This window comes from Streptomyces sp. AK02-01A, assembly GCF_033795305.1.
GTDB lineage: Bacteria > Actinomycetota > Actinomycetes > Streptomycetales > Streptomycetaceae > Streptomyces.
Genome location: NZ_JARBAE010000029.1, coordinates 57,176 through 70,995 on the forward strand (window position 1 = coordinate 57,176; position 13,820 = coordinate 70,995).

The following is a 13,820-nucleotide window of genomic DNA, read 5'->3' on the forward strand; positions in this document are numbered from 1 at the left end:
CGGAGAGCACTCCCATGACCAGCGCCGCTCCCTCCCGCCGTCTGCGTATCGCCATCGGCGGCATCGGCATCGAGTCGTCCACCTTCTGTCCGCACCGCTCCACCGCGGACGACTTCCGGCAGACCCGTGGCACGGAACTCCTCGGCCGCTACACCTGGACCCGGCCCGGCGCGGACCTCGCCGCGCACGTGGAGTGGGTCCCGCTGCTGCACGCCACCGCCCTGCCCGGCGGCCCGGTGGAGGCGGAGTCGTATCTGCTGCTCAAGGACGAACTCGTCACGCGCGTCCGGGCCGCGGGCCCACTCGACGGCCTGGTGTACGACATCCACGGCGCGATGAGCGTCGTCGGCCTCACCGACGCCGAAGGTGATCTCACCGAAGCCGTACGGGCCGCCCTCGACGCGGTCGGTACTCCCGAGGATCCTGTGCGCGGCCGGCCCATGATCTCGGCCGCCATGGATCTCCACGGCAATGTCTCACGCCGGTTCGCCGAGCGGGTCGAGCTGCTCACCGCCCATCGGCTCGCGCCGCACGAGGACGCCTGGGACACCCGCGAGCGCGCGGCGCGCAAGCTGGTCGAGCGGCTGCGGCTGCCCGCGGAGTCACGCCGTCCGCATCGCGCCTGGGTGCAGGTTCCCGTACTGCTGCCCGGTGAGAAGACCAGCACGCGGCTGGAACCCGCCAAGGGTCTGTACGGACGGCTCGCCGCCATCGAGGCCAAGCCCGGAATCGTCGACGCGTCGGTGTGGGTGGGATACGCCTGGGCGGACGAGCCGCGCTGCCGGGCGGCGGTCGTCGTCACCGGCGACGACGCCGGACTCGCCGTCGCCGAGGCCGAGTCACTGGCGCGGCAGTACTGGGACGTCCGTCGCGATTTCCGCTTCGTCGGCCCGACCGGCACCGCGGAGGAGTGCGTCGCCCAGGCCGTCGCCTCCGACCGGCGTCCGTTTCTGATCAGCGACTCCGGCGACAATCCCACGGCGGGCGGCGCCGGTGATCTCGCTCATATGCTCGGCAAACTGCTCGACCGCGAGGAGATCGCCTCCGGCAGGGTCACCGCCGTGCACCCGGGCATCACCGATCCCGTCGCCGTACGGGCCTGCTTCGAGGCCGGTCTCGGCGCGACCGTCACACTCGACGTCGGCGGCAAGGTGGACCCGAACCATGGCGGCCCGTACCGGCTGACCGGCATCGTGACCGGACTCCAGCGCGCCGCGGACAGGACCGACCGGGCGGAGGGCGGCGCGTACGACCTCGGCTGCGACCTCGCGGCGATCACCACCGGCGGCCTCACCGTCGTCGTCACCGAGCGCCGCAAGCCGTTCCACACGATCGCGGACTTCACCGGGCCGGCCGAGGGCGGCCTCGGCATCGACCCGCGCACCTTCGACCTGGTCGTCGTCAAGATCGGCTATCTGGAGCCGGAGTTGTACGACATGGCGGCCGACTGGCTGCTCGCGCTCACGCCCGGCGGAGTCGACCAGGATCTGCTGCGCCTGGGCCACCACCGGGTCGAGCGGCCGCTGTATCCGTTCGACGAGGACGCGTACGAGGACGGCTCCGGCCCGGACCTGACGCCGGTGCTGCTGTAGGCACCACGGCGGGCACCTGTGTGTATCCGTGCCGGGCGGGCACTCGCCTCCTGTATCGCGGAACCGGCCGGACACGGCCGCCGTCAGCGAAGGGAGACGCGGGTGAGGAAGAAACAGAAACTCACGCTCGCCTACAGGCCGATCGGGTTCGTCCTGGGATGGACGGGCGGAGCGCTGGCGGGCCTGGCGTTCCAGACGACATGGAAGGCGCTGCGGCACGAGGACGACGCCCCGGACGCACTCGACCGCGACCGCGGCTGGGGAGAGGTGCTGCTGGCGGCCGCCGTCCAGGGCGCGATTTTCGCGGTCGTGCGCAGCGCCGTGGACCGCTCGGGAGCCAAGGCCATCGAGCGTGCGACCGGGACCTGGCCGAGTGACAATGGCAAGGGCGGCAGGGATTGACCAAGGGCTGTCCACGGAGGTGTGTGGTGGCGAAGACCAGCGACCAGGAGGCCGTGCGAGAGCTGCTCGACACCCATGGCCGTACCTACGCGGACGAAGCCCGCATCCATATCCGCGACACTCCACAGCCGCTCTACCAGTCCCTTGTGCTGGCCTGCCTGCTGAGCGCCAGAATCCGCAGTGACATCGCGCTCGCGGCCTCCCGTGCGCTCACCGGCGCCGGTCTGCGCAACGCCCGGCGCATGGCCGACGCCACATGGCAGGAGCGGGTGGACGCACTCGGCGAGGGCGGATACCGCCGCTACGACGAACGTACGGCGACACAGCTCGGCGAGGGAGCCGAGCTGCTTCTCGACAAGTACGGCGGCGATCTGCGCCGGATGCGCGATGCGGCGGGCAAGGACATCGACGCCCTGCGCGACCTCCTCCAGGAGGTGCCCGGCCTCGGTCCCGTCGGCGCGGACATCTTCCTGCGCGAGGTGCAGGGCGTCTGGCCGGAGATCGCACCGTACCTGGACGAGAAGGCGCTCCAGGGAGCGCGCCGCCTCGGGCTGCCGGGCGAGCCCGAGGAGCTCGCGCGGCTGAGCGGTGACACCGACCCGGCCACCTTCGCCGACGCGCTGGTTCGAGTCGCTCTGGAGAAGAAGAGCGAACCGGCGAAGACCGCCTGACGCGCCGGCCTCCGCGCGTATGCCGCTGGACCGCCGATCGTGCGTCGGCGGTCCAGCGGCATACGCGCGGCGCGGGACGGCGGGCGTCAGCTCTGCGGCGGACGGTGGCCGGACGGCGGATCCTGCTTGCCGAGCTGCTCATCCATCTTCTTCTGAGCGGTGTCGACCTGGCCGCTGTATTTGTTCTGCGTCTTCCGGTCGAACGCGTCACCGCCCTTCTCCACCCCTTGGCGGGCCGTGTCCTCGTGCCCCTTGATGAGGCCCTTCAGCTTGTCGAGCATCGACATGTTCGGCTCCTCGCTCGAAACGTGATCACTCCCACCTTCGCCGCTGCCCGCCGATTCCGCATCCGCTGCGGAACTGACCGTTCCGCGGCCGGTGCTTCCGGTCAGAGCGTCGCGCTCGCCAGGTCCTTCGGCGAGCGGCGCTGCTCCCGGCGAGTGGCGACGGTGCTCGGCGGCGTGACGGTCCAGTCCGGATGGCCGGGCATCCGTGGTGTCTTCGTCCCGTAGAGCCAGTCGTTGAGGAAGCCGGAGAGATCCCGCCCGGACACCTCCGAGGCCACCGTGATGTAGTCGTTCGTGGCGGCGTTGGAGTTGCGGTACCGGTCGAGATAGGCCCGCTCGATACGAGTGAACTTGTCCTCGCCGACCAGTGTCCGCAAGGCGTACAGGACCAGCGAGCCACCGGCGTAGCGCTGGTTGTCGAACAGGCTGGACGCCGTCGGTGCGGCGACCGGGCCGGAGTCCTTGCGCCACTGGTCGCCGCGTGAGTACACGTCCTTCATCCGGGCTTCCATGGTGGCCAGGCCCAGCGAGTCGGGCCAGCCGCGCTCGTAGCGGTACAGCAGTGCGTAGTAGTCCGCGTGACCCTCGTCGAGCCACAGATCGGCCCAGGTGGCGGGCGAGACCATATTGCCGAACCAGCTGTGGACCAGCTCGTGCACCATGTGCGGAGCGATCTGGCTCTCCTTCTGCAGCAGGAAGCCCGGCTTGTAGAGGGTCAGGGTCTGGGTCTCCAGACCCGTGAAGTCGAAGGCGGCCGGATCGTCGGTGTTGGCGGGCAGCAGGCCGTACGTCTCGAACGGGAAGCGGCCGAGCCGCCGCTCCAGCCACAGGAGCTGACCGGGCGTCAGTGCGAGGGCCGGCTCAAGGGCCTTGGCGCGGCCCCTCGGTACGACATCGCGCAACGGCATCCCGCCAGGTCCGCGCCGCTCGGTCAGCCGGTAGTCGCCCACGGTGATCTGCACCAGTTCGGTGGCGATCGGATCGCGCGACCGGTACACGAATGTGGTCGTGCCGTTCTTCGCGCGCCGGGTGGAGACGAGCGAACCGTTCGCGGCGGCTGTCAGGCCCTTGGGCACGGTGATACGGAAGCGGAAGTCCGCCTTGTCGCTCGGGTGGTCGTTGCACGGGAAGACCGTGCGCGCCAGGTCCGGCTGAGCGGCCACGGCGAATCCGTCGGGCGTGGGCACCCAGCCGTTGTCCGGCGCCCGGAGCTTGCGGGGATCGGCGGTGTAGTCGATCCGTACGACCAGCTTCGCGCGGTTCTCGATCCGGGCCGCCGGAGTGACGACGAGCTTGTCCGGCCGCTGTTCGAAGGCCGCCTTCCGGCCGCCGACCCACACGCCGTGGATGCCGAGACCGACCGAGTCCAGGGAGAAGCGGGAGAGATCCTTGGTGGCGTACGCGCTGATGGTGACGCTCGCGTCGACCAGCTTGGTGCCGGGACGGTATGTGAGGTCCAGCCGGTAGGCCGAGACACGGTAACCGGAGTTGCCGAGGCGGGGATAGACCGGGTCGCCCAGGCCCTCCTCGCCCGGTGTGCCGTCCGTTGTGCCGTCCTCGTCGGCGCTCCGCGCCCGTGCGATCGGAGCGAGGACGGGTACTGCTGCTGCGCCGAGGAGTGCGGCCGTGGGTGCCGTCACTCGGGTGCGGTATCGCATGCGTCTCTTTCGGTTCGTGCCATGGAGGCCAGAAGCCGGTCGGACTCGTGCCACAGGAACAGCCCTGTCAGCAGGATCCGCCCGGAGGGCTACTGCGGCAACTTCTCGTGGACGGCGGTCCGGCCGATGTCCCGGTCAGGTCCTGTCTCGGCGCTCACGCTGCGCGTCCCGGTCGGCGGGCGGCGAGGTGGGAGCGTTCGCGGCGAGCGCGACATCGATCTCCCGTGCCGTGTCCGGGTTGTAGATCTCCGCGACCTGCCGTACCAGCAGGAGGGCGTCGGCCACGGCTGGTTCCAGCGGTCGGTCAACGCCGCCGATACCGGCCGGAAGATTGCCGAGGTGGCGAGCGCTGCGGAGTTTCCAGGACGCCTTGGTCTCCAGACCGGCGGTGGCGAAGCCGAGGGCCGAGGCCATGGTGACGGCCGCCTCGGCCGCTCCCGCCGCGAGAAGCGACAGCCCGGCCTGGTGCTCGTTCGCCGTACCGGGAAAGGAGTGCAGCCGACAGGAGTCCTCGGCTGCCTTGAGGAGGTGTTGTGCCTGCTCCAGCAGGAGCACCGCCCAGGCGAGCTGTGCGACATCCACGGCCGGGGGCTGCGTGCCGGGCTGCATCTCCATCACGGGCTCCCTCAGGTCGGAGAACCCCGAGCCTAGGGAGCGGACGGCCCGCGGCGCGGGTGGTTTTCCGCAGGGCCACTCGAAGGAGGAGCGGGCTTCCTGGCGTTTTCACATTCGAGCCGCTCGGCGAATTCATGCGTTCTCCCAGAGGGCCTGAACATATGCGTGACATGGCTGATGTCGGCATTTTATCCACTACGACTCAGAAATCCCTCCAAGGCTTCCACTGGGCGCGCCTCGCCTCCCCGTCGCCTCAACTGCCCTGTCACGGGGCCCTCTTGACGGGAACACCTCGACCTGTATGGTCTAGGCCAAGTGGTCGAGACCTTTCCGAACGCAATGTCATTTCCGATGCGTACGGATAGGGAATCTGCCGCCGCCCTTCGCGCCTCTTGGCCCCCACACTTGAGAGGCCGACCCGCCGCATTCGGGTTCCCCACAATCCGGTGTCGCGCGGGAAGACCTGATGTGAAGGAGTATTTGTGCATTCGAAAAGGAAGCTGGCCGCTGCCCTCGGCGCGGTCGTCGCACCGGCTCTCGCCATAAGCCTGCCCGCGAGTTCCGCCAGTGCCCATGGATATATCTCCTCGCCTCCCAGCAGGCAGGCTCAGTGCGCCGCGAAAACCGTGAGCTGCGGTGACATCACCTATGAACCACAGAGCGTGGAAGGACCCAAGGGCCTCACGAGCTGCAGCGGCGGGAACTCACGGTTCGCCGATCTCGACGACGACTCCAAGGGATGGACCGTGACGCCCGTGGGCAGCACGACATCATTCCAGTGGCAGCTGACCGCGCGTCATGCCACCAGCACCTGGCAGTATTTCGCCGGCGGACAGAAGATCGCCGAATTCAACGACAACGGAGCGCAGCCGGGAGCGACCGTCACCCATCAGGTGAACTTCGGCGGCCTGTCCGGCAAGCAGAAGGTACTGGCGGTCTGGAACGTCGCGGACACCACCAACGCCTTCTATGCCTGCATCGACGTGAACGTCGGCGGCTGAGCCACTTCGGAGCGGACTCCCGCCGGGTGAGCCCCGACACCCCACCCGGGGCTCACCCGCACCGCACCTCTCCCCCACCGGGCCGCCTGCCGGCACGCGCACGCGCGCCCGAAATCCCCCCACACGCACGCATAGGGTCGCCGCGCGTACGGCGGCCGCATCCAAGGAGTGAGACACGTGCGCCAGCGCATCCTGGGACTGCTCACCGCGACCGCGTCAGCCGCCGCGTTCTGTCTGCTGTCTCTCGCACCATCCTCCGCGGCACAGACCGCACCGAGCACACAGGCCGCTGATTTCATTGTCAGTGAGGGCCAGTTCAATCAGATGTTCCCGAACCGGAACTCGTTCTACAGCTATGGCGGTCTCACCGCCGCACTGAGCGCGTATCCGGGCTTCTCCGGTACGGGAAGTGACACCGTACGGAAGCAGGAAGCGGCGGCGTTCCTGGCCAATGTCAGCCATGAGACGGGCGGCCTGGTCCATGTGGTCGAGCAGAACACGGCGAACTACCCGCATTATTGCGACGCTTCGCAGCCGTACGGCTGCCCGGCGGGCCAGGACAAGTATTACGGCCGCGGTCCGATCCAGCTGAGCTGGAACTTCAACTACAAGGCCGCCGGTGACGCGCTGGGCATCGATCTGCTGAACAATCCCGATCTTGTGCAGAATGATTCCGCCGTGGCGTGGAAGACCGGGCTCTGGTACTGGAACACACAGAGCGGTCCCGGCACGATGACCCCGCACAACGCGATCGTGAACGGCGCCGGATTCGGCGAGACCATCCGCAGTATCAATGGCAGCCTGGAATGCAACGGCGGAAATCCGGCACAGGTGCAGAGCCGGATCGACTTGTACACGAGCTTCACTCAGATCCTCGGAGTCGAGCCGGGCGGCAATCTCGGTTGCTGACGCAACACCGGAACCCGTAAGGGCTGTCTCGTAATCCCAGGCGGGCGCGCGACGAGGGACCTGAGCGATGTGGTGCCGCCGGCTCACCGTCGGCGGCACCACGTCTCATCGCGTCGCCGAAGCCTCCGCGAACTGATCGGGCGTACGAGCGAGCCGTGTTGGCGGGCCGGGGCCGTCTCCGGCCGGTGCTGTCGTCCGTCACCGGCACGCACACGGTCAACCGGCCGGCCTGACATTGCTGGCGGCCACCGCCGGCCGCAGGGCCCTGGCGAGTTCGACGGCGTCGTCCACGGCCCAGAAATGAGTGAAGAACAGACGTGGTTCGTCCGTCAGCCCGTGGTTGTGGAGTTCGACCAGGCTGATCCCGCCGCGGCGCAGTGCCGTGAGGACTTCCTGGACCTCGTCGGCGACCATGGCGAAATCGCCGCTGACCGCGGCCCTGCCGCCGCCCAGGGGCTGGAAGTTGAACGCCGTGGACGAACCCACACCGGCGGGCAGCACCATGCCTCCGTCGGTGACGGTCTCGCGGCGGACGAAGACGCACTTGTAGACGTTGTCGTCGCTGTAGCCCTGGATACCCAGCGCCGCGTCGATTCCCGCGGTGTCCAGATCTACGGGCTTCGGTGGGCCCGGTTTCCCGGCCGGCGGAGTTCCGGTGCGGTCGAGCGCCGCACGCAGGCCACGGGCCATGGCCACCGGATCCCGTCCGTGCGCGTGGACGTGTGTCCACCAGACGTCAGGGGTCTGGGCGAGCAGGTGCTTGTGGATCGCGGTCTGCTCGATCCCCCGTGCCTGCAGGGTGTCGGTCACCTGCTGCAGCTCGCTCTCGGCGATCACCAGATCACCCATCACCATCGAGCTGCCGTCGTCGTAGCGGACGAAGGCCATGTGCGAACCGAGGGCGAGCCCCGGTGTGACCGTGATGCCGTATGACACCACACGCAGATCTCCGCGCGGAAAGCCCGTGTGATAGGCCGTATCGCGCATCATGTTGCCGGGACGGCCCAGTGCCTTCGCGACGCCTTTCCAGTCGGCCAAGGTGGTGGGTATCGGCTCCATCGGGCGGCTGCCCGTGCCGGCGTTTCCGGTCGAGTCGGTGTGGCCGGCGTATCCCACTCCGGCCAGCACCGGCGCCAGCGCGGCCGCGGCCAGCAGTTGGCGGCGCGGGGTGGTGGCCTGCGTATACGTATCCTGCTGTCGGTCTCCGCTCATCGTATGAGCACCTCCGTGAACAGATGAAATCACGAGAAAGGATGAGACCTGACTATCAACTAGGGCGAATGGGGTAATGAGGGCCGGCTCAGTCGATGATCGTGAGGTGGTCGGCGGTGTCCCCGCGCCACTCGATGAGGAAGAGAGTCGCGTCGTCGGTGGTGCTCCCGCCGCGTTCCCGCTTCAGCGCGTGGGAGAGCGAGCGCACCACCGCCCGCACGCCTCCCTGGGTCGGTTCGACGCGGTTCACGCAGTCGATGAGCTGTCCCTCGCCGAACTGCGCCGCGCCGGCCTCGTGCTCTTCGATGAGGCCGTCGGTGAAACACAGCACCCGGTCACCGCGCCGCAGGAGCTGCTCGCTGACCTGAGGATCGTCGCCACCGAAGCCGACCGGCAGGGTGGTGGGGCTCTCAAGCTGCTGGACGACCCGGTGGTCACGGATCAGCAGCGGCGCCGGATGACCCGCGTTGACCCACTGCAGCAGGCCCGTCGCGATATTCAGATGCATCATCTGCGCCGTGACGAAATGGTCGGGACCGAACTGATCGGCGATCGCCTTGTCCATGAACGCGTACATCCCGGCGAGGTCGATGTCGGCGCGTCTGGCGTGCCGGTAGGCGCCGATGGCGACCGTCGCCATCGTCGCGGCGTCCAGGCCGTGTCCCATCGCGTCGATCATGGCCACATGCAGGATGTCGTCGTTCAGCGCGTAGTCGAAACTGTCGCCCGCGACGTCATAGGCGGGCTCCAGGATCCCGGCCACCTCGACCTGCGGGCAGGACATCATCAGCGGCGGCAGCAGGGACCACTGGATTTCCGCGGCCACGCCCATCGGCGCGCGACGCCGGGCCCGGAAGAACTGGTCGGTGTAGGTGTCCTTGGTGACGATCATGTCGGCCACCAGGCCGGCGAGCCGTCGCAGCAGCCGCCGGTCGTCGTCGTCCACGACGTCCAGGGTCAGGCACATCACTCCCACCTGGTCACTGCCGTCCAGCAGTGGCAGATACATCCGCACACTGTCGTCGATCGGCACCTCCACCGCGGCTCCGCTCAGGAACGCCGTCCCGGCGGGAGAGTCGCTGATCGGCTGAGGCTCGCCGACGGTCAGCCGCCTCCCGGGCAGCGGCACCAGCACGAGCTGCTCGTAGTCCTGCAGGAGGATCGAGACATCGCGGCCACCGATGCTGCCCACTTCTTCCGCGATCAGCGGGGCGATGAGCTGCGGCGGCATCCGGTGAGCCCGGTCGAGCAGCACACCCAGCAGCCGCTCTCCGAACCCTTCCGACCGGTCCACGTCGACTCTGCCGGGCTTCCCATCAACTTGGGCCATAGTTCACCACTTCATCACATATCGGTCATTTCATAAGAAAAGACACGTATCACGGTGATGGGACTGTCAGTCGGTGTGGTCGCGGGTCCGGTGGTACGCCTATGGCGTGGGTACGCGCAGGGCGAGAACGGCGACATCGTCACCGTAACCGATGGCCAGCCGGCCGAGCAGTTCGTCACAGAACACCGGGAGAGGCTCGGCTGCCAGCACCGCCGCGTGCTGCCGCAGGCGAGTGAGCCCTCTGCCGATGTCCTCACCGGGACGCTCGATGAGCCCGTCGGTGTAGAGCAGCAGTGTCGAGCCGGCGAAAAGGCTTACGCGTGCGGTACGGCGGCGGAGTGCGGGATCCACACCGAGCACCGGCGCGAGAGCGCCTTCCAGGAACTGCGAGGTCCCGCCGTCACCGATCAGCAGCGGCGGCGGGTGTCCCGCATTGGTCCAGTGCAGCCGCCAGGGACCCGTACTCGGCGTCTCGACGCGCGCGATCACCGCCGTGACGAGTTCGACCGTGCTCACGCCCTGCATGACCCGGTCCAGACGGCGCATGACATTGGCCGGTGAGCCCTTGCTGTCGTAGGCGAGGGCTCTGAGCATGTTGCGCATCTGACCCATCCGAACAGCGGCCACCAGATCATGACCGACGACATCGCCGATGGCCAGGACGGTGGATCCATCGGTCAGCGAGAAGGCGTCGTACCAGTCGCCGCCGACCTCGGCCCGCTCCCGTGCGGCCACATAGCGGGCCTCCAGCGGCACACTTTCGACACCGGTGAGTTCAGGAAGCAGCGAGCGTTGCAACTGTTCTGCCGTGCGCTGCTGGAACGCGTACAGCCGGGCGTTGTCCAGCGCCAGTGCGGCGCGGTGTCCCAGGTCGACCGCCAGCGCGGTGTCCTCCTCGTCGAAGCCGGCCGTCGAGGCCGGACGGACCAGGATGATGGCGCCCAGCACCTGGCGGCGTGCGCTCATCGGCACAATGAGCGCCGATCCCGCTTCCAGCGTGCGATAGAGCTCCTGCTGAGCGATGCCCAGCGGCCCGGGCATCGGCGACGGTGTGAAGTCGGTCAGCCGCAGCGGCCCCGCCCCGCGCAACACTCTGGCCAGCGGCGCCGTGGAATCCGCTACCGGAAGGAACTCGCCGACCGGTACACGCCAGGCCCGTTCGGGATCGCGATGCGCGACAGCGACGCGTCGTACCAGATCACCGTCGAGCACATCCACCACACAGGCTTCGGCCAGATAGGACACCACCAGCCGGGCCAGACTGCGCAGCGCCTCCTCCGCATCCTGATTGCCTGCCAGCGCGCTGCTCACATCGGCCAGAAAACGCAGTCGCAGGGAGGTCCTCTCCAGCGCGTCCTTGAGGTCGGACACCTGGGACTCCGTGCTCATGAGATCCGCCTCCTCGCGACCTTGCCGACGCCTTCCGCCCCTATGTCACATTAGGTCGGAAACCGGTCGGCCGAGCGGCGCGCGGTGTCAGCCGGCCGCCGAGTGCGACGCCATCGTTCGAAGCGCGGCTCCGCCGGGCGGACCGTCGGCGCCGGCGCGAGGCCCGTACGTGTCCGGACACGGGACCCACCGCGCGGATGAGCGAGGACGCCACACCTTCCGACGAGATCTCCGGCGACGATGTCTCCGGACGCCGGGGCGACGGATGAACGGCCGTACCGAAAGGCCGGGTCATGGCCGTCGGGGTTTCACTCGCGAGAGAAAGGGTCCGTGTGCCGGACTCCCAACCCACCGCGGCCACAAGGGAGTACGGCGTCAACGAGGCCGCCCGGCGGACCGCCGCGCTTGACCCGGGCAAGAGGGCGCAGTTCACTGGCACACAGGCGGTGGATCCCGCCGGGGCCGAAGGGTCTGGATCACTCCCGCGGTCCGACGGTTCCTGATCGAAGAGGTCAGGAAGCCGTGCGGCGCGGAAGACACCGCCGAGAGAGCGACGACGGAGCCGACTCTCGCGTCGCCAGGGCGCTCATGAGCGAATCTCGGTGCGCCGTCCATGAACCAGTCGGCGAAAGACCAGTCGGCGAAGTGCGGCACGGCATCAGCGTGGATACCGCGCCCTTCGCCGCGCCGCCTTCGTACCGTGTGGAAAAAGGCAGTACATTCCGCGCTGCCTGTCGTGGAAGCCGCGCGCGGATCACAACGCCGTTGGGCCCGCCCGGCACGGCGCCTCGCACCGCGACGCGCGCTCCGAACCGACGCCATGTCCCGCGTTGACCGACATCTCTCGCAAGACCGTCCGACTCGACCAATCAGACCGACCCGACCGAGATGGATCCTCGATGAACTGCTTCGACTGCCACCTCACCCATCAGGCCGCCGCTCCCGCCGTCGCGATCTGCCGTCGCTGCGGAGTCGCCGTCTGCGCCGATCACATGCATGTCGGGGCCGAGCCCATCCAGCGCCGTGCCGGACTGGGCCCGGCCACGCAGCCCCACACCGTCCGCAGGATCACCTGCGCGACCTGCCACGCGGCCGAGGCCGGACGTCAGCCACGCTCGCATCTGCGCAGGGCGTCCACTCGCGGTGAGCGTGTCCACGAGTGATCGTCCGTCGTGGTGTTTCCGGATCGCCGTCAGCGAGACGGCGGCGCCGGAGCGCCGGCGGGCGGCGCGATCTTCGCGAAGGCGGTCTGGCCGGCTGCGGCCGGTCCGGCGTCCGCCTCGATCACGGACTCCCGTGGCATCAGCGCGTCGCGTGCGGCGCCGGGATCCCAACCCGTCTCGACCACGCGCTTCTGCATCAGGATGGCACCGCCCAGGACCGCGAAGCCGATCAGCAGGATGATCACGAGCCCGGCGCCGCCACCGGCCTTGCCCGCGTTGCCGATGAGCACGCCGAACCAGCCGAAGTCGGCGTCGCCGAAGGTGGTGTTCTGATCGCCGAACGCACCGAGCACCTTGAGCAGCAGCGCGGGCAGGAAGGTGATGAGCACACCGTTGAGGAAGGCGCCCACGACCGCGCCGCGCCGGCCGCCGGTCGAGTTGCCGTAGACACCCGCCGCGCCGCCGGTGAAGAAGTGCGGGACGAGGCCCGGCAGCACCAGCGCGAGACCGAAGGCCGGGTTGAAGATCCAGGTGAGCAGACCCAGGCTCACCAGACCGCCGGTGAAGCTGAAGATGAAGCCGATCAGCACGGCGTTCTGCGCGTACGGGAAGACGATCGGAGCGTCCAGCGCGGGCAGGGCGCCCGGCACGACCTTCTTGGCGATGCCCTGGAAGGCGGGGACGAGCTCGCCGAGGATCGTACGGACACCGAAGAGGATCACGGCGACCGCGATGCCGAACTGCAGGCCCTGCATCACGGACTGCATCAGGTAATTGCCGACGTCGGTGGCCGCGGCGCCGCCGGTTCCGAACGCCTTGAAGGCCGTCTCCTTGCCCGTCTTGGCGAGGAAGAGCACCGCCATGACCAGGTAGATCAGCAGCATGGACAGCGCTGTGGCCACCATCGAGTCGCGCAGGAAGCGCAGGCCCTCGGGAAGCTTCATCTCCTCGGTGCTGCGACTGCGCTTGCCGACCACCCGGCCGGCCGCGCCCGCCACGATGTAGCCCGCGGTACCGAAGTGTCCGATGGCCACGGTGTTGTTTCCGGTGACCCGCTTGGTCCATGGATGGGCGAAGGCGGGCATCGCGACCAGCATGATGCCGAGCAGCACACCACCGACCGCCACCACAACGAACGTCGACTGCCCGACATTCGCCAGGACGACCGTCAACAGCGTTGCCATGAACAGCATGTGATGACCAGTCAGGAACACATAACGCAGTGGCGTGAACCGGGCCAGCAGAAGGCTGACCACAAAGCCCAGGATCATCAGCCACGCGACACGCGAGCCGAACTCCTCCTGCGCGATGCCGACGATGGCCTCATTCGTCGGGATGACGCCGTGTGCGCCGGTCGCACCTTGAATCATCTCACCAAGCGGGGCAAGGGAGTTGGTGACCAATCCGGCGCCCGCGCCGATCAGCAGAAAGCCGAGGGTCGCCTTGATGGCGCCGCCTATTATCTGCCCGACGGTCTTCTTCATCGCGACCAGACCGATGGCGGTGATGATGCCGATCAGATACGCGGGTTCGCTCAAGATCTCGTTCACGAGAAACTTCGCGAGGGTTACAAGCCAGCCCATGATGTTCT

The 13,820-nt window shown here is 68.4% G+C and carries 13 protein-coding genes; 6 read left to right on the forward strand and 7 right to left on the reverse strand.

Annotated features, from left to right (window positions below; translation table 11 throughout):
* Window positions 1-14: 14 nt before the first annotated feature.
* The 3 genes from PV679_RS24230 (at window position 15) to PV679_RS24240 (ending at window position 2,665) form a co-directional block, all read left to right on the forward strand.
* On the forward strand, window positions 15-1,592 hold the full coding sequence (locus PV679_RS24230) for a M81 family metallopeptidase (RefSeq protein WP_319682491.1): 1,578 nt from the start codon (window positions 15-17) through the stop codon (window positions 1,590-1,592).
* A gap of 102 nt (window positions 1,593-1,694) precedes the next feature.
* A complete protein-coding gene (locus PV679_RS24235; protein WP_319682492.1) occupies window positions 1,695-1,994 on the forward strand; it encodes a DUF4235 domain-containing protein in 300 nt (99 codons plus the stop codon).
* Between the two features lie 26 nt (window positions 1,995-2,020).
* A complete protein-coding gene (locus PV679_RS24240) occupies window positions 2,021-2,665 on the forward strand; it encodes an endonuclease (protein WP_319682493.1) in 645 nt (214 codons plus the stop codon).
* An 86-nt stretch (window positions 2,666-2,751) separates the two neighbouring features.
* On the opposite strand, the gene PV679_RS24245 is transcribed toward PV679_RS24240, so the two are convergent.
* The 3 genes from PV679_RS24245 to PV679_RS24255 all read right to left on the reverse strand — a co-directional run bounded on the left by PV679_RS24245 (window position 2,752) and on the right by PV679_RS24255 (window position 5,225).
* Complete coding sequence (locus PV679_RS24245) at window positions 2,752-2,952, reverse strand: antitoxin (RefSeq protein WP_319682494.1); 201 nt, start codon at window positions 2,950-2,952, stop codon at window positions 2,752-2,754.
* A 101-nt stretch (window positions 2,953-3,053) separates the two neighbouring features.
* Window positions 3,054-4,610, reverse strand: a complete 1,557-nt coding sequence (locus PV679_RS24250) for a M1 family metallopeptidase (RefSeq protein WP_319682495.1) — start codon at window positions 4,608-4,610, stop codon at window positions 3,054-3,056.
* A gap of 135 nt (window positions 4,611-4,745) precedes the next feature.
* Window positions 4,746-5,225: a hypothetical protein gene (locus PV679_RS24255; protein ID WP_319682496.1), complete on the reverse strand. Its 480-nt coding sequence runs from the start codon at window positions 5,223-5,225 to the stop codon at window positions 4,746-4,748.
* 482 nt (window positions 5,226-5,707) lie between these two features.
* Here PV679_RS24255 and PV679_RS24260 point away from each other — a divergent pair, with 482 nt between their 5' ends.
* On the forward strand, window positions 5,708-6,226 hold the full coding sequence (locus PV679_RS24260; protein ID WP_319682497.1) for a lytic polysaccharide monooxygenase auxiliary activity family 9 protein: 519 nt from the start codon (window positions 5,708-5,710) through the stop codon (window positions 6,224-6,226).
* 177 nt (window positions 6,227-6,403) lie between these two features.
* Entirely contained in the window at window positions 6,404-7,135 is a 732-nt protein-coding gene (locus PV679_RS24265) for a chitinase (protein WP_319682498.1), read from the forward strand.
* A 216-nt stretch (window positions 7,136-7,351) separates the two neighbouring features.
* Here PV679_RS24265 and PV679_RS24270 read toward each other — a convergent pair whose 3' ends face one another.
* The 3 genes from PV679_RS24270 to PV679_RS24280 form a co-directional block, all read right to left on the reverse strand.
* Window positions 7,352-8,347, reverse strand: coding sequence for a DUF1259 domain-containing protein (locus PV679_RS24270; protein ID WP_319682499.1), 996 nt, complete (start codon window positions 8,345-8,347; stop codon window positions 7,352-7,354).
* A gap of 88 nt (window positions 8,348-8,435) precedes the next feature.
* Complete coding sequence (locus PV679_RS24275) at window positions 8,436-9,677, reverse strand: PP2C family protein-serine/threonine phosphatase (protein WP_319682500.1); 1,242 nt, start codon at window positions 9,675-9,677, stop codon at window positions 8,436-8,438.
* Between the two features lie 99 nt (window positions 9,678-9,776).
* A complete protein-coding gene (locus PV679_RS24280; protein WP_319682501.1) occupies window positions 9,777-11,066 on the reverse strand; it encodes a GAF domain-containing SpoIIE family protein phosphatase in 1,290 nt (429 codons plus the stop codon).
* 899 nt (window positions 11,067-11,965) lie between these two features.
* Here PV679_RS24280 and PV679_RS24285 point away from each other — a divergent pair.
* Window positions 11,966-12,229, forward strand: a complete 264-nt coding sequence (locus PV679_RS24285; protein ID WP_319682502.1) for a DUF2180 family protein — start codon at window positions 11,966-11,968, stop codon at window positions 12,227-12,229.
* Window positions 12,230-12,258: 29 nt separating this feature from the next.
* Here PV679_RS24285 and PV679_RS24290 read toward each other — a convergent pair whose 3' ends face one another.
* Window positions 12,259-13,812 carry a PTS ascorbate transporter subunit IIC gene (locus tag PV679_RS24290; protein WP_319682503.1) on the reverse strand — a complete coding sequence of 518 codons (1,554 nt, stop codon included), beginning with the start codon at window positions 13,810-13,812 and terminating at the stop codon, window positions 12,259-12,261.
* Window positions 13,813-13,820 lie beyond the last annotated feature (8 nt).